At 56.3% G+C, this 15,594-nt stretch carries 14 protein-coding genes; 3 read left to right on the forward strand and 11 right to left on the reverse strand.

What is annotated here, in order from left to right:
- On the reverse strand, window positions 1–965 hold a 965-nt coding region (istA, locus tag AMM03_RS04695; RefSeq protein ID WP_194942778.1), incomplete at its 3' end, for an IS21 family transposase.
- Window positions 966–1,031: 66 nt separating this feature from the next.
- Here istA and AMM03_RS14130 point away from each other — a divergent pair.
- From AMM03_RS14130 to AMM03_RS04705, 3 genes are all read left to right on the forward strand, one after another.
- Window positions 1,032–1,226 (forward strand): hypothetical protein, encoded by a 195-nt coding sequence (locus AMM03_RS14130; RefSeq protein WP_194942779.1) that lies wholly within the window; start codon window positions 1,032–1,034, stop codon window positions 1,224–1,226.
- A 159-nt stretch (window positions 1,227–1,385) separates the two neighbouring features.
- Window positions 1,386–2,027 (forward strand): recombinase family protein, encoded by a 642-nt coding sequence (locus AMM03_RS04700; RefSeq protein WP_255349619.1) that lies wholly within the window; start codon window positions 1,386–1,388, stop codon window positions 2,025–2,027.
- Window positions 2,024–2,467 carry a hypothetical protein gene (locus AMM03_RS04705; RefSeq protein ID WP_090129353.1) on the forward strand — a complete coding sequence of 148 codons (444 nt, stop codon included), beginning with the start codon at window positions 2,024–2,026 and terminating at the stop codon, window positions 2,465–2,467. The genes AMM03_RS04700 and AMM03_RS04705 overlap by 4 nt, the downstream gene beginning before the upstream one ends.
- A gap of 307 nt (window positions 2,468–2,774) precedes the next feature.
- Here the strand turns inward: AMM03_RS04705 and AMM03_RS04710 are convergent, their stop codons facing one another.
- Genes AMM03_RS04710 through AMM03_RS04755 form a run of 10 tightly spaced genes read right to left on the reverse strand, consistent with a single transcriptional unit; the run spans window position 2,775 to window position 15,462 of the window.
- Window positions 2,775–3,353: a hemerythrin domain-containing protein gene (locus tag AMM03_RS04710; RefSeq protein WP_090129354.1), complete on the reverse strand. Its 579-nt coding sequence runs from the start codon at window positions 3,351–3,353 to the stop codon at window positions 2,775–2,777.
- A complete protein-coding gene (locus tag AMM03_RS04715) occupies window positions 3,350–3,955 on the reverse strand; it encodes a nitroreductase family protein (RefSeq protein ID WP_090129355.1) in 606 nt (201 codons plus the stop codon). Before AMM03_RS04715 ends, AMM03_RS04710 begins: the two co-directional genes overlap by 4 nt.
- A gap of 33 nt (window positions 3,956–3,988) precedes the next feature.
- On the reverse strand, window positions 3,989–4,672 hold the full coding sequence (locus AMM03_RS04720; RefSeq protein ID WP_090130569.1) for a carbonic anhydrase: 684 nt from the start codon (window positions 4,670–4,672) through the stop codon (window positions 3,989–3,991).
- Between the two features lie 25 nt (window positions 4,673–4,697).
- The gene (locus AMM03_RS04725; protein WP_090129356.1) at window positions 4,698–5,672 is read right to left on the reverse strand and encodes a peptidylprolyl isomerase; all 975 of its coding nucleotides are present in this window, start codon (window positions 5,670–5,672) and stop codon (window positions 4,698–4,700) included.
- 41 nt (window positions 5,673–5,713) lie between these two features.
- Entirely contained in the window at window positions 5,714–6,433 is a 720-nt protein-coding gene (narI, locus tag AMM03_RS04730; RefSeq protein ID WP_090129357.1) for a respiratory nitrate reductase subunit gamma, read from the reverse strand.
- Complete coding sequence (gene narJ / locus AMM03_RS04735; RefSeq protein WP_090129358.1) at window positions 6,430–7,110, reverse strand: nitrate reductase molybdenum cofactor assembly chaperone; 681 nt, start codon at window positions 7,108–7,110, stop codon at window positions 6,430–6,432. The genes narI and narJ overlap by 4 nt, the downstream gene beginning before the upstream one ends.
- Before the next feature lie 13 nt (window positions 7,111–7,123).
- Window positions 7,124–8,656, reverse strand: a complete 1,533-nt coding sequence (narH, locus tag AMM03_RS04740; RefSeq protein WP_090129359.1) for a nitrate reductase subunit beta — start codon at window positions 8,654–8,656, stop codon at window positions 7,124–7,126.
- Window positions 8,657–8,668: 12 nt separating this feature from the next.
- Entirely contained in the window at window positions 8,669–12,463 is a 3,795-nt protein-coding gene (locus AMM03_RS04745; protein WP_090129360.1) for a nitrate reductase subunit alpha, read from the reverse strand.
- Window positions 12,464–12,523: 60 nt separating this feature from the next.
- Entirely contained in the window at window positions 12,524–14,164 is a 1,641-nt protein-coding gene (locus AMM03_RS04750; protein ID WP_090129361.1) for an MFS transporter, read from the reverse strand.
- A 20-nt stretch (window positions 14,165–14,184) separates the two neighbouring features.
- A complete protein-coding gene (locus tag AMM03_RS04755; RefSeq protein WP_194942780.1) occupies window positions 14,185–15,462 on the reverse strand; it encodes an MFS transporter in 1,278 nt (425 codons plus the stop codon).
- Window positions 15,463–15,594: the final 132 nt, after the last annotated feature.

Raw genomic sequence — 15,594 nt, forward strand, 5'->3', positions numbered from 1 at the left:
GAGCTCACCCGCACAGGTTGCTCCACATAGCCATCAAAGGGTCTGGGGCATGGCATTAGCCGGGCGACCTCGTCTTGCCATACATCGGCAATAGTCAGCTCAGGCCACTGGGGATGGGCTAACTCGCTCCACGAGGTTTTGCATGCAGTCTGAAGCCAATCATTGAGCTCTGCCAAGCTGGTCCAGTGGCGCTCTGCCGCTTCTCTCAGAACGCCCCGGCGCCTGTCTTGTACGTTCTTCTCCACGATGCCTTTCTCCCAACCGGCGGCTCTGTTGCAGAACTCGTGCTCAAACAGGTAGTGACCCGTCATCGCTTCAAAGCGGGCGTTGACGGTGCGCTCTTTGCCATGGCCAACTTTGTCGACAGCCGTTCTCATGTTGTCGTAAATACCGCGCTTTGCTACACCTTCAAAGACAGCAAAGCCCCTTGCATGAGAATCAAATAGCATCTCGTGAGTTTGGGTGAAGTAGGCCACCAGCAAATACGCTCGGCTTGCCGCCAGTTTGATGTGGGCCACATCAAGGCGCCTTCTCAAACCGCCAATGACCAGGTACTCACAGCTCCAGTCAAACTGGAACGCTTCGCCAAGCTCAAAGTGCATGGGCACAAAGCCAGCACCCCGAGGCTGGCTTTGCTCCTCGCGCCAATCTTTTGCAAAGCGGTAGACGGTTGTGCTGCTGCCCGAGTACCCCATGGCCTGCAGCGCTTCGTACAAAGCTTTGACGCCGCGGCGCTCTCGCTTATTTCGATAGCTGTCGGCTTTGAGCCAATTGCTCAATTGATCTTTGAAAGGATCCAGAACACCAAAGGTCGGCTGACGCTTAGGGTATCTGGGCACCGTAACCTCTGCCTCTTGAAGCCACCGAGTTGCGGTGTTGCGAGAGATGCCAAGTTGACGGCTAGCTTGCCGGATGGAGACCTTGTCGCGAAGGACAAGTCTGCGTAATTTGCTCAAAGTTCCCACGTTGATCACTCCTTGCCCATCCTTGCTCAAAAATTAAGCAGGATAGGCGATTGGGGTGGCTCAAATTTGGATGCAAATTCTCTTCAAAGTGGCTCAGTTTTGGATGCCATTCAACACTATCTGTCACCCACAGTCATTGAAGCCATCCTAGACGGGAAGTACCCGGCGCAACTAACGATGAAAGATCTGATGGAGCCGTTTCCAATGGAGTGGGATGCGCAGGCCAGGCATTTTGGAATTGAAAGCAACCACGTCGCTTAAAAAGATCTCAGACCTTCATAACGAATGCGCATGCCAACACCCCTGAAAAGGGGAACGTAATTTCCATTGCTTTTAGCACCGGGATCAAAAGGATCATCAGCACTCGCTACGGCCACCGAGGCAAAGTGTCCAGGAAAGCCCATCTATGTCTATAAGATTTTGAACAACCCGCTCTACTACGGGATGATTCAGTTCAAAGGTGAAAAATACCGTGGTGAACACTCACCAATCATCACCCAAGAAATGTGGGAAACAACTCAGGCCAAGCTTGCATCCTCAACTCGGGGCTCCAAGAAAGGTCAACGCAAGGGCAAGCACGCCGCATTACTCAAGGGTTTGATTTTCTCCTCTGACGGAAGCGCCATGTCGCCTGTAGGAAAAGCGATACCGGGCACGACAAAGAATTACCGGTACTACCGTGCTGTTATCGATCAAAAGGTCAAGGTTGGCACATCCGGCTTGCCAATGATGCCTGCGCATGAAGTAGAAAAAGCTGTCATGGATAACGTTCGAAAAATCTTGAAATCCACAGACATAACCGCTGAGGTCTACAAAGCCATAAAGATTTTGGACAACCCATACACGAGAGACTTAGACCAATACAAAACAAGCAATCTGATGGCTGGTGTCGAGAAAATTTGGGATTCTCTTTATCCATTAGAGCAACACCGAATCGTGCACCTACTGGTCAAGAAGGTAGTGGTCTACCCAGAACGCATCGAGGTATCGCTGCACCCCTCAGGAATTGCGAACTTGGTCATTGAAGTTGCACATAAAAATCTGGAGTTACAAGAACCATGAAACTAACTACCCTTGAACAAAAAGACGCCTCCACAATGCGTCGAGAAGAGGATGGAACGATCACCATCTCGATCCCGATTCGAATTCGCAAATACAGCGGCAGGCAACAAGTTTTCTTGCCACAGAACATCGTCTTTAATGACTTTAAAGAGAAGCAAGATTTGACCGTCTTGCAAACTTCGCTTGCTCGCGGACGTCAATGGCAAATGATGCTGGAGTCAGGGAAATTCAAAAATCTGCGTGAAATTGCTGCTGACGAAAAGGTGGATCCAGGCTATGTCAGTCGAATGATGAACATGAACCTGCTTTGCCCAGAGCTTGTCAGACGCATACTGGACGATGATCTTGATTCTGATTTTTCTTTTAGCGAAATTTATCGAAATATCCCAGTTCTTTGGGAGGATCAATTCAAGAAATTCAAAGTGCCGATGACCGCATAACATCCTCTGCGTTCAAATCTGCGCAGCGACCTTTGTGGGACGACACTCTTCGCAGATAAACATACTCTGATTGAGCAGGCGTTTGAAACTGCCAAGCCCTCGAGGCTTGTGCAATCCACACTTGTAGCAGCTCATCGTGCTTGTGGGGCTTGATCCACCGAACGGTGAGCCGCCAACTTTGGCTTTGTACCTCAGGCCGGTCTTGTCAATTTTTGTTTCTGTGGGTTGGCGACTCATGTGAGAAATTTTAGAAGGTGAAAACCCATTTCCTGTTAATGAATCAGACAACACCAACCTACTCACATACTTACTTTCCACCCCGTCGACGCGTCATTTCCCTCGAAATTACACTCATCTGTTCGGGGTTCAATTCTCGTCTGGCCTCTGGAAACACCAGACCTTCTTCGGACCGGATGTGATTGATGTAGATAGCAACAAATGCGTCCATGCAGGCCAGTTCTGCTTGACTGAAGGGGACCTTGGTGTTGGCATTTTCTTGCTCCACACGCGCTAGCGCCAGACGCACCTGACACCAGAGGTTTTCCATTTCAAGATGCTCTTGCCTAAGACGCAAAACCAGCAGATCTAGCTGGTCGTTGCGCATCGCCAGTACTGCCGGAAATACATGTAGCTCTTCGTCCTGATGGTGCAAAGGTGCAGCCAGATCAAAGTAGCGCATCACGTCCACCGCAGCGTCATTTGCTTGGACGTCGCATCCGTTTTTTGCTACATGATTCCTGAGCCGGGTCAACAGATCCAGCATGCGCTGAACTCGCTCATGGCAGGCCTCAAGCATTTCAAACGGTGCTTCAAAACCCACGCCAGGAGAACGCACGCCTGGCAAACTGACACCAATGGCAACCCCCGATTTGGTCAGGCGGCTCATGCGCTGTCTCCCCAAATACGAGTGAACTGCTTCACCTCAGGGCGTGGTTTAAAGGGTTTGCGCAAACTCACGGAGCCCACACTCAAACAGCAAATAACATGTTCAGAAGCCCCCAGCCCCAAGCCAGCCCGAAAACAGGTGGCTTTGAGCGCCTTGCCACTCGTCAGGGCCGAGCCGTAGCCCATGGCATTGGCCAGTAGCATGAGGTTTTGCACGGCGCAGCCCGCGCTCAACACGCGCTCGTTCAGGTCAATTTCGATAGAGCCCTTGACCCCGTCCACGATCAGCAGCATCAGCAAAGGGGCCCTCAGGGCCTTGTCGCGGGCTTGTTCAAGTTGCTCGGTCGATGCGCTCGGGTCACGCTCCAGCAAGGCGGCCGCAAAGAGATCACCCAAATCGGCTCGTTTGTGCTCGGGGATGATCAAAAACCGCCAAGGGTTGATCAAATCATGGTCAGGCGCAGCCGCAGCAGCCTGAAACAATTGCGCCAGTTCCGCCGCGTCTGGCCCGGGTGCCACCAGGCGCTTGGGCAGCACCGTCTGGCGCGAAGCCATCAGATGGCTGGCCAGACGGATGGCGGTGCGTTTGTCGTTATCGCTCATATATGTATTTCTCCATGGCCTCACCTATTGCTTTCAATTCGCCATGATCTGACCATCATGCTCCACATACGGCGCAAACGGTCCGGTGCCGCTGTGCGAGGACTTCGAAGCGGGCACAAAATCGCCTTGCTGCACATCAAACACATGCACTTCGCCATCTTCAATCACATAGTGCCAGCCATGCAGGGTCAGGTGACCCGTTTCCACTTCACGACGCACCATGGGGTAGTCCATCAGGCGTTCAAGTTGTAAGACTACCGAACGCTGCTCAGTGCGCATCAAAGCCTCGGGACTGGGTCGCACTGGCAGCAACGCCTCGTCGGCCAGTTTGAGCCAGCTTTGCAGCGCCTTCGCTTCTGCTGGTGCGCCTTCATAGGCGGTGCGGATGGCGCCGCAATGGCTGTGTCCGCACACGATGATGCGCTGCACATGCAACTGAAGCACCGCAAACTCAATGCCCGCCATGGTGCCGTGCAGCCCGTGCGAACCATCGTAGGGCGGCACCAGTGCGCCCACATTGCGCACAATGAACAACTCGCCTGGTCCAGTGCCTGTCAAAAGATAAGGCACAAGACGCGAGTCTGAACAACCGATGAACAAGGTTTTGGGATGCTGCCCCTGCGCCACCAGATCCTGAAAACGCTGCTGGTGCAGCGGAAAATAATTCGCATGAAAACGCTGCAAACGCAGCAACAGTTCGTCGGCCGAATCCGGCATCAAATGCTCACTCATGGTCGTCGCTTCACTGCACCAGGGTCGAGGCGTCTCCATCCAGCGCCAAGCCTTGCACCTGCGCCAATCCGACCAGTCGGCGCATGTATTGCCCTAAGGCGGTGGCGCGTGACTGCCAATGCAGACGGGTGGCAATCTGGTTTTGCAACTTTGCAAATTCAGGCAGGTGCCCTGGATTCACTTCTAGTACATCGACAATGTGAAAGCCAAAGCGAGTGTGCACCAAGCGCGGACGCAAGCCCACTACTAGGCTGGACTCGACTAGGAAGAACAACTCTTTTGCGAGTTCAGGGGCGCAGTCATTCGGCGTGAGCCAGCCCAAATCGCCTCCATGTGCGCCCGAGGGACAATTGGACAACTCGGCCGCAAGCTGCGCAAAGCGCTCGGGTGAGACTGATGTGTTGCTCAGCTCCAGCAACGCCGCTTCGGCGCGTTGCGCCAGAGCGGGCACGTTCACACCCGGCGTCACGGCAAACAGAATATGGCGCACACGGCGGGCTTGCCCCACCGTGAACTGTGCCTTGTGCGCATCGTAATAGCGCTGCGCTTCTTCTGGTGTGGGTTGGGGCGATACCACTTCCTTGTCCAGCATGCGGTCGATCACGGCCTGCTCTTTGGCACAAAGCTCGGGTGCGCTCGAACCAGCATAGGCAGGCAACAGGCCCAACCGCACAGCCTCTTGCCGCAACAGTTCAGCATACGCCCGCTCCATCAGATTTTCTGCCAACAAGCTCTCGCCAGGGGCGAGCAAGGCGATGCCGTTAATGGAAGGTGGCGTGGAAGACATCTCAGCCATCAAAACATCGTTGGTCGCTTCATACTGCGCGGCAGGCACCGCCATTGACGTAGATGTTGCTATGCGCTCATAAGCTGTAGATGAAGCCGAAGATACAGACGAGCTGCCGCAACCGCAAGAACCGCTGCCGCACGAACCAGATGCGCCCACAGCGCCCGACAACTGGTCTGCCAAAGTTTCAAAAGTCATGTCAAGCCCCAATGCATGGTTTCAAAAATGTAGACGTCCGATCAGCCACGGCCAAACGGGGGACGTGACATCATGCCCACGCGGCGGCTGCGCACCACCTGGTAGGGGCGCACCACATAGGCCAGTGTGCCAAAGCCGCTCCAGACATGCACCAGCCGGGTGAACGGGAAGATGAAGAAGATGCTCATGCCCAGGAACATGTGGGCCTTGAAAATCCAGCTGGCTTCAGCCAGCAACTCCACTCCACCGCCGCGGAAAGTGACGATGCGCTGAGCCCATTCGGCCAGCTTGAGCATCATGCTGCCATCCAGGTGCTGAGCCGACAGCGGTATGGTGGCCAGGCCCAACGCAAACTGCGCCCACAACAAGACCAGCAGCACGATGTCGCTGGTTTTACTGTTCAACCGAATGCGCTCATCCGACAGACGGCGGTGCAAGAGCAGCGTGACGCCCACAAAGCCCAATACCCCAAACACACCGCCCGAGACCATGGCCAGAAACTGCTTGTCGCCTGCGCTCATGAAAGACTCGTACACAAAATGCGGCGTGAGCATGCCCACGCTGTGCCCGCCAAACAAGAACAGCACGCCCACATGGAACAGGTTGCTGCCCAAGCGCAACTGGCCTTTGCGCAGCAACTGCGAGGAATCGCTCTTCCAGCTGTACTGGTCGCGGTCAAAACGGATCAGGCTGCCGAGTAAAAACACGCTCAGCGCGATGTAGGGATAAACGCCAAAGATGAAATGGTCCAAGTAGCTCATGCTGCAACTCCCCGGGTCTGGGTGGATGTTTTTCTGACGATGTGAATGGGCTGCGCCTCACCCGGCCGGGCCTGCCCGCGTGTGCTGCAGCCATCAAATGCCTCGGGCTCGCTCCAGCTTTCGTCCAGCGGTTCGTCGGCCACGATCGGCACGGCCTGCGCCTTGTGCCCGGCCAGCTCCAGCACCGCCGCCAGCACCACCGCATAAGGGCTTTCGCGTTTGAGCAGGGCGCTGAAAATAGCATTCAGGATGTGTACCATCTCGCCTAGAAAGGCCTTGGCCACCTCGGGCGTCTGAGTCGATGCAAACTCCAGCACCACACACAAATGGTCGGGCAGCTCGTCGGGCGACAGGAACAGGCCCGACTGTTCATAGGTCTTGGTCAGGTCGATCATGGCCGGACCCCGGTCACGCGAATCGCCGTGCACATGCTCAAACAGGTGCAGGCAGGTGGCACGGCCTCTGTCAAAGGTCTCCACATAGCGCGACTCGGCGTCCATGCTGTCTAGGCGCCGCAAGTGCGTGGCCAAAGTTTGCAGTTCAGCCTGGCGGCCGGAGCTCAAAGCATCCTCTTTCTGCATCACTGAAATTAGCTGGGGCAGCTGTGCACGCTGTGTAGCGTCAGGGTAAGACAAGAGTTGCGACAGAACGCGCAAGGTGTATCGGTTGTTTTTCATAAATAAGCTCTCTTCAAACCACGGGCTGTATGGGGATGGTGCGGCGCTTGTCGCCACCGAACAGGCTGGCCTCTGACTGGCCATCCGAGCAACCGTTGCCAAACGAGAAGCCGCAGCCGCCGCGCATGTCAAAAGTGTTCTCTGCGTATTCGCGGTGCGAGCTGGGGATCACGAAGCGGTCTTCGTAATTGGCAATCGCCATGATGTGGTACATCTCTTCGACTTGGGCTACTGTCAGGCCGGTTTGCTCCAGCACCGCCAGGTTGTCCACGCCGTCCACGTGTTTGCTACGCTGGTAAGTGCGCATGGCCAGCATGCGCTCCAGAGCGCGGGTCACGGGTGTTGTGTCACCGGCAGTTAGCAGGTTGGCCAGGTACTGCACTGGAATACGCATCTGCGACACATCGGGCAACTCGCCGTTCATGCCCACATGGCCCGCGTTGGCAGCGGCCGTGATAGGCGAAAGTGGCGGAACGTACCAGACCATGGGCAGTGTGCGGTACTCGGGGTGCAGCGGCAGTGCCACTTTCCAGTCGATGGCCATTTTGTAGACAGGGCTGTTGCGTGCGCCTTCCAGCCAGGCCTCGGGGATGCCGTCCAGCCGGGCCTGCTCGATCACTTTGGGGTCGTGTGGGTTCAGAAAGATGTCGAGCTGCGCCTGGTACAGGTCTTTCTCGTTTTCGGTGCTAGCAGCTTCGGCGATGCGGTCGGCGTCGTACAGCACAACACCCAGATAACGGATGCGGCCGACACAGGTTTCCGAGCACACAGTGGGCTGGCCCGCTTCAATGCGTGGGTAGCAGAAAATACATTTCTCGGCCTTGCCGCTTTGCCAGTTGTAGTAAATCTTTTTGTAGGGGCAACCGCTCACGCACATGCGCCAGCCACGGCACTTGTCCTGGTCGATCAGCACGATGCCGTCGTCCTCGCGCTTGTAGATCGAGCCCGAAGGGCATGACGCCACGCAAGCCGGGTTCAAGCAGTGCTCGCACAGACGGGGCAGATACATCATGAAGGTGTTTTCAAACTGGCCGACCATGTCTTTTTGTACCTGATCGAAGCTGGCCAGGTTGGCGTCTTTGCTGCGCTTACTGAACTCGCCGCCAAGAATTTCCTCCCAGTTGGGGCCCCACTCGATCTTTTGCATACGCTGACCCGTGATCAGGCTGCGCGGGCGTGCTGTTGGTGTCGCCTTGGACTCTGGTGCGCCCTGTAGGTGCTCGTAGTCGTAGGTGAATGGCTCATAGTAATCGTCGATCTGCGGCATGTTGGGATTGGAGAAAATTTGCATCAACAGTTTCCATTTGCCACCTTGCTTTGGCTCAATCGAACCATCGGTCTTGCGGGTCCAGCCACCGTTCCAGCGGTCCTGGTTTTCCCAATCTTTAGGGTAGCCAATGCCAGGCTTGGTTTCCACGTTGTTGAACCAGGCGTATTCCACGCCAGGTCGACTGGTCCAGACGTTTTTGCACGTGACCGAGCAAGTGTGGCAGCCGATGCATTTGTCCAGGTTCAGCACCATCGCAATTTGCGCACGAATTTTCATGTTATTTCTCCTTCAAGCCTGCACGGTGGCAGGGGCTTCACCATCGAGCCAATCGATCTTGCGCATCTTGCGCACCACAACAAATTCATCGCGGTTGGTGCCAATGGTTCCGTAGTAGTTGAAGCCGTAGCTGAACTGGGCGTAGCCGCCAATCATGTGGGTCGGCTTGGTCACGATGCGCGTGACTGAGTTGTGGATGCCGCCGCGGATGCCGGTGATTTCCGAGCCGGGCGTGTTGATGGTTTTTTCCTGAGCGTGGTACATCATGACCATGCCAGGATTGACCCGCTGGCTGACCACGGCGCGGGCAGCGATCGCGCCATTGCTGTTGAACAGCTCGACCCAGTCGTTGTCCACGATGCCTGCACTCTTGGCGTCGTCTTCGCTCAGCCAGATCACCGGGCCGCCCCGGTTGAGCGTGAGCATGTGCAGGTTGTCACTGTAGGTGCTGTGGATGCCCCACTTCTGGTGCGGCGTAATGAAGTTGAGCGAAATCTCTTTGTGACCGTTAGGCTTGCGGTCGATCATCTCGTCCACCGTTTTCAGGTCCACGGGTGGCCGGTAGCTGGTCATGCCTTCGCCAAAAGCCAGCATCCAAGGGTGGTCCAGATAGAACTGCTGGCGCCCAGTGAGCGTGCGCCACGGAATGTACTCATGCACATTCGTGTAGCCCGCGTTATACGAGACCTTTTCGCTCTCCAGGCCCGACCAGGTGGGAGAACTGATGATCTTGCGCGGCTGGGCCTGGATGTCGCGAAAACGAATTTTTTCATCTTCGCGGTGCAAGGCCAGGTGCGTGTGGTCGCGTCCGGTGATTTTGGAGAGTGCCTCCCAAGCCTTGACGGCTACATGGCCGTTGGTCTCGGGGGCCAGCTGCAGCACCACCTCGCAAGCATCGATGTCGGTGCTGATGTTGGGCATGCCCTTGGTCACGCCTTCGGCACGCACCTTGCCATTGAGCTCCCCGAGTTGGTGCACCTCGTCGGCGGTATTCCAACCAATACCCTTGCCTCCGTTGCCCGCTTTTTCCATCAAAGGGCCAAGCGCGGTGAAGCGTTTGTAGGTGTTAGGGTAATCGCGCTCAACCACTGAGATTTGTGGTGCGGTTTTGCCTGGAATCAGTTCGCACTCGCCTTTTTTCCACTCTTTCACATCAAAGGCTTGTGCCAGCTCGGCAGGCGTGTCATGCATGAGTGGTGTGAGCATCAATTCTTTTTCGACGCCTAGATGGCCCACACACACTTCACTAAAGGCTTTAGCAAACCCTTTGTAAATCTCCCAGTCGCTCTTGCTTTGCCAAGCTGGATCCACAGCGGTGGACAGCGGATGGATGAAAGGGTGCATGTCGCTGGTATTGAGATCGTTCTTCTCATACCAGGTGGCGGTGGGCAGCACGATGTCCGAATACAGGCAGGTCGTGCTCATGCGAAAGTCCAGCGTCACCAAAAGGTCCAACTTGCCCTCAGGGGCTTGGTCGTGCCAGTGCACTTCGGTTGGTTTGGCATCTTCGATACCCAAGTCTTTGCCTTGCACACCGTGTGAAGTACCCAGCAGGTGCTTGAGAAAATACTCGTGTCCCTTCCCTGAAGATCCCAGAATGTTAGAGCGCCAGACAAACATGTTGCGCGGCCAGTTGAGCGGGTGGTCCGGGTCTTCGCAGCTCATCTTGAGACTGCCGTCCTTTAGGGACTTGACCGCATAGTCTTTGGGGTCCATGCCTTGGGCTAGCGCATCCTTGACTACTTTCATCGGGTTGGTCTGCAACTGCGGTGCGCTGGGCAGCCAGCCCATGCGTTCGGCACGCACGTTGTAGTCGATCATGCTGCCACCGAACTTGGATTTGTCGGCCAGCGGAGAGAGGATCTCTTCCACACCCAAACGTTCGTAGCGCCACTGGTCGGTGTGCGCATAAAAGAAGCTGGTGCTGTTCATCTGGCGCGGTGGGCGAACCCAGTCCAAGGCAAAAGCCAGCGGGGTCCAACCGGTCTGAGGGCGCAGCTTTTCCTGGCCCACATAGTGGGCCCAGCCGCCGCCGCTTTGACCAATGCAGCCACACATCATCAGCATATTGATGATGCCTCGGTAGTTCATGTCGCTGTGGTACCAGTGGTTCATGGCTGCGCCGATGATGACCATGGACTTGCCACGGGTTTTGTCCGCGTTGTCGGCAAACTGGCGGGCCACGGCGATCACCTGGTCCTGCTTCACGCCTGTGATTTTTTCCTGCCAAGCAGGTGTATACGGGGTGTCGTGATCGTAGCTGGTGGCGGCGTTTTCGCCGGGCAGACCACGGGCCACGCCATAATTTGCAGCAGTCAGGTCAAAGACCGTAGCCACCAATGCGTAGCGCTCTTCACCGGCCTTGCCCAGCTTGACGCGGCGCACGGGAACATGGCGAACCAGTACATCGTCCACAGCGCTGGCCTGCTTGTTGGCACTGAAGTTGGGGGTATCAATGCCGCCGAAATACGGAAAAGCCACCTCGCCAACCTCGTAGTCACTGCCTTCACCTTCCATCAGGCTCAGTTTGAGCTTAACTTCGTTGTCGCCTCGCGCCTCTTTGTTTTCCAGATTCCATTTACCTGCGTCGCTGCGTCCTTCAGCACCCCAGCGGAAACCGATTGAACCATTGGGCAAAACCACACGGTCGTTCTGATCCAGTGCCACGGTTTTCCACTCGGGGTTGTTGTCCTGGCCCAGCTTGCCATTGAAGTCGCTGGCACGCAGGTAGCGACCAGGCACCATGACCTTACGGCCATCAGGCAAGTTTCGTTCTTCTAGCTGCACCAAGTTGGGCATGTCTGTGTAGCGTCGCACATAGTCGTCAAAGTAGGCGCTGCGCTTGTCGAAGTAAAACTCTTTCAGGATCACATGGCCCATGGCCATGGCGATGGCCGCATCGGTGCCCTGCTTGGGGTGCATCCACAAATCGGCCAGCTTGCTGATCTCGGCATAGTCGGGCGTGATGGCCACGGTCTTGGCACCCTTGTAGCGCACCTCGGTGAAGAAGTGGGCATCGGGTGTGCGCGTTTGCGGCACGTTGGATCCCCAGGCAATGATGAAGTTCGAGTTGTACCAGTCGGCCGATTCAGGCACATCGGTCTGCTCACCCCAGACTTGTGGGCTGGCGGGTGGCAGGTCGCAATACCAGTCGTAAAAGCTCATGCAAACGCCGCCAATGAGTGACAGGTAACGGCTGCCTGCGGCGTAACTGACCATTGACATGGCAGGAATGGGCGAGAAACCGATGATACGGTCCGGTCCGTATTGCTTGGCGGTGTAGACGTTAGCGCTGGCAATGAGCTGGTTGACCTCGTCCCAGGTGCTGCGCACAAAGCCGCCCAGCCCGCGCTGCTGCTGCCACTCGCGACGGGCGTCTTCGTTTTGCACGATGCTGGTCCAGGCGTCTACCGGGCTCTTGGCCACGGCCAGCGCAGCGCGCCAGTGCTGAAGTAAACGGGCGCGGATCATCGGGTACTTGACGCGGTTGGCGCTGTACAAATACCAAGAATAAGAAGCGCCTCGCGCACAGCCACGCGGCTCGTGGTTGGGCAAATCTGCGCGAGTGCGCGGGTAATCGGTCTGCTGGGTTTCCCAGGTGACAATGCCGCCCTTGACATAGATTTTCCACGAGCACGAGCCGGTGCAGTTTACGCCGTGCGTGCTGCGTACGATTTTGTCGTGGGCCCAGCGGTCGCGGTAGGCATCCTCCCAAGTGCGGTCTTCGCCGGTGGTGACACCGTGCCTGCCCGAGAAGGGCTCCTTAGGGTTTGTGAAGTAATTCAGTCGGTCTAGAAAATGGCTCATCTTTTTCTCCAATTCAGCGGGACTGGATCAGCCCCGTTTGTAAACAGTATTCAGGTGGTGTCAGGGGTTACGGATCTCTGCACCGGCGCGCAGGTAAAACCACCAGTTAAGTAAGAGACACAGTGCGTAAAACACTGCAAAGCCGTACATCGCCACCTCGGGCGAGCCTGCCTTGATCTGCTGGCCAATCACCACGGGCGCAATGAAAGCGCCGTACGCAGCCACAGCCGATGTCCAGCCCAGCACGGGGCCGGCTTGTTGGCGGTCAAAGATCACAGCAATGCTGCGGAAGGTCGAGCCGTTGCCAATGCCGCTTGCTGTGAACAGCAAAACAAACAGCAGCATGAACATCAAAAAGTACTGCTCGGGCGTAGCTGACTGGTAGGCAAGCCACATGACATAACCCACCGCACCTGAAGCAAACACCATCACCGCCGAAATGCATTGCGTGACGATAGAGCCGCCGGTTTTGTCCGACAGCCAGCCACCAATAGGTCGCACCAACGCGCCCACAAAGGGTCCGATCCAGGCGTAGGTCAGGGCCGAAGGCGCGTTGGGGTTTTTGAGCGTGTGCTGCAACACGCCGCTGGCATCAGGTACATGGCTGATGCCAAAGATCACCGTGATTGACAAAGGCAAGGCCATCGAAAAGCCAATGAAACTCCCGAAAGTGACGATGTAGAGCATCGTCATGGCCCAGGTGTGCTTGTTCTTGAAGATCGAGAACTGGGCAGCGATGTTGTCCTTCATGGTGCCAAAGGCGGTGAGCTTCATCACCATCAAAGTGCTCACGATGATGAGCGGCATGGCCAGCCACATGTTGAGCACGCCCAGGCCGCTGGGTGCAGGCAGGTACAAATACAAGCCAAGACCTGCGGGCACAAATGACAAGGTGTACAGCCAGATGATTTTCAAAAAGGCGGGGATGGTGCCGCCGATGTTAGGAGAGACGGTGGTCAGGTTGTTCATGCCAAAAAAGCAGATCACTGACAAAGGCGCCAGCGACAGTACCCAGGCAAAGCCCGCGTTTTGTATCCAGGTGGGCGTTCCTGCGGCGATCTTGCCGAAAATCCACCCGCTGTCTTTGACCAGCGTCGTGGGCTCTCCTCCCAAGCCGCCAAACAGGCTCACGGTCATGACCAGCGGAATGACGATCTGCATGGTCGTCACGCCAAAGTTGCCCAACCCTGCATTAAGGCCCAGCGCCGTGCCTTGCAAGCGCTTTGGGAAAAAGGTGCCAATATTGGACATGGAGCTGGCGAAGTTGCCGCCGCCTACGCCCGACCACAAGGCCATGAGCTGGAACACCCACAAGGGCCACTCAGGGTGTTGCAAGGCGATCCCCGTGCCTATGGCCGGGGCCAGCAACATGGCGGTCGTCAAGAAAATGGTGTTGCGCCCACCGGACAAGCGAATCAAAAACGAAGCGGGAATGCGCATGGTCGCGCCCGCTAGGCCCGAGATGGCTGTCAGGCTGAACAGTTCGGCCTGGCTGAACGGGAAGCCCAGGTTGAGCATCTGCACGGTGATGATGCCCCACATGCCCCAGATGGCGAAGCCGCACAAAAGCGCAGGTACCGAGATCCAAAGGTTGCGGTAAGCGATGCGCTTGCCGGTTGTTTCCCAGAATTTTTCGTCTTCGGGACGCCAGTCGCCAATGTCGGTCGAGCTGCCTTCAGTTTGTTTGGAAGAATTGTTCATTTTGATTCCTTCAGAATGGTTCAGGTGCGCTGATCGGCTGGTGCAGCAATCACTGCGCTTGACCCCATGACGTCGGTCTGGCGCACTTCGGTCCAGTACATCCAGATGAGCGAGACCCAAACCACGCCGTACATCAGCATGAAGGCGCTGCTGCGTACGCCGGTCAGGTCCACCAACGCACCAAACAGGATGGGTAAGACAAAACCGCCCAGACCACCGGCCAGCCCCACGATGCCGCTGATGGCACCGATGTTGCCGGGGTAGTCGTTGGCGATGTACTTGAAGACACTTGCTTTGCCAAAGGCCCAAGCGATGCCCAAGATGAACATCAAACCAGTGAAGGCGTATACGTTCAGTCCGATCACAAAAGTTTTGGGACCAGTCACGGTTGCGATGGTGAATTCGGTTTGGGGGTAAGACAGAAGGAACAGGCAGATCCAACTGACCCACAGCACCCACCAGGTGACGTTGTGCGCGCCGTATTTATCGCTTAGCACGCCGCCCACCGCGCGCAACACGCCACCGGGCAGCGAGAAGCAAGCCGCCAGCAAAGCGGCTAAACGGATGTCTAGGCCGTATTCGCCGATGTAATATTGCACCATCCACAATGCCAGGGCGACATAACCACCAAACACGATGCTGTAATACTGACAGTACTTGAGCACGCGGGGGTCTTTGAGCGCCTTTAGCTGGTCGGTGAACGAGACCTGACTGGGCACCAGGTGTGCCGGGTCGCTGTGGCTGAACAACCAGAAGAGCACCACCGTGGCCGCCATGATGGCTGCATAAGCCTGCGGCACCGCCGTCCAGCCAAAGGCCACCAGTATGACTGGGGCCACAAATTTATTGACGGCCGAGCCCGAGTTGCCCGCGCCGTACACGCCCATGGCCATGCCCTGCTTGTGTTTTGGAAACCAGCGCGCCACATACGGCGTGCCCACCGAAAACGAGCCACCTGCCAGGCCCACAAACAGGCCGATGACCAGAAAATGCCAATACGCTGTGGCGTAGGACATGAGCCAGATGGCCGGTACTGTCAGCGCCATTAGCACCGTCATCACGATGCGACCGCCATAGCGGTCAGTCCAGATGCCCAGCGGCACCCGCACCAGCGAGCCGGTCAGTACCGGCATGGCCATCAACAGACCGAATTGCGTGGCGTTGAGGTCCAGGGTTTTCCTGATGGGTACCCCGATCACACCAAACATCATCCAAACCATGAAGCAAACCGTGAATGCCAGGGTGCTGACAATCAGCACCGACCATGCTTTTCGCTGTTGAACCAGATCACTTGCCATTTGTATTCTCCAAACTCATGCATTGAGTGTGGTTTTTTTGGCAAGCCTTGGGTATCCATCTGAAGCTTATCTACCCCCAAGCAAAAGGAGGATGAAGATTGATCTTCATCCTCCTTTGGAACTATCAAAATT

This window comes from Limnohabitans sp. Rim11, from assembly GCF_001269365.1.
GTDB lineage: Bacteria > Pseudomonadota > Gammaproteobacteria > Burkholderiales > Burkholderiaceae_C > Limnohabitans_A.

Coding starts and splice junctions, on each gene's coding strand:
- AMM03_RS04705 (WP_090129353.1), top strand. CDS start 2,024: ATGAAACTAACTACCCTTGAACAAAAAGACGCCTCCACAATGCGTCGA.
- AMM03_RS04710 (WP_090129354.1), bottom strand. CDS start 3,353: ATGAGCCGCCTGACCAAATCGGGGGTTGCCATTGGTGTCAGTTTGCCA.
- AMM03_RS04715 (WP_090129355.1), bottom strand. CDS start 3,955: ATGAGCGATAACGACAAACGCACCGCCATCCGTCTGGCCAGCCATCTG.
- AMM03_RS04720 (WP_090130569.1), bottom strand. CDS start 4,672: ATGCCGGATTCGGCCGACGAACTGTTGCTGCGTTTGCAGCGTTTTCAT.
- AMM03_RS04725 (WP_090129356.1), bottom strand. CDS start 5,672: ATGACTTTTGAAACTTTGGCAGACCAGTTGTCGGGCGCTGTGGGCGCA.
- narI (WP_090129357.1), bottom strand. CDS start 6,433: ATGAGCTACTTGGACCATTTCATCTTTGGCGTTTATCCCTACATCGCG.
- narJ (WP_090129358.1), bottom strand. CDS start 7,110: ATGAAAAACAACCGATACACCTTGCGCGTTCTGTCGCAACTCTTGTCT.
- narH (WP_090129359.1), bottom strand. CDS start 8,656: ATGAAAATTCGTGCGCAAATTGCGATGGTGCTGAACCTGGACAAATGC.
- AMM03_RS04745 (WP_090129360.1), bottom strand. CDS start 12,463: ATGAGCCATTTTCTAGACCGACTGAATTACTTCACAAACCCTAAGGAG.
- AMM03_RS04750 (WP_090129361.1), bottom strand. CDS start 14,164: ATGAACAATTCTTCCAAACAAACTGAAGGCAGCTCGACCGACATTGGC.
- AMM03_RS04755 (WP_194942780.1), bottom strand. CDS start 15,462: ATGGCAAGTGATCTGGTTCAACAGCGAAAAGCATGGTCGGTGCTGATT.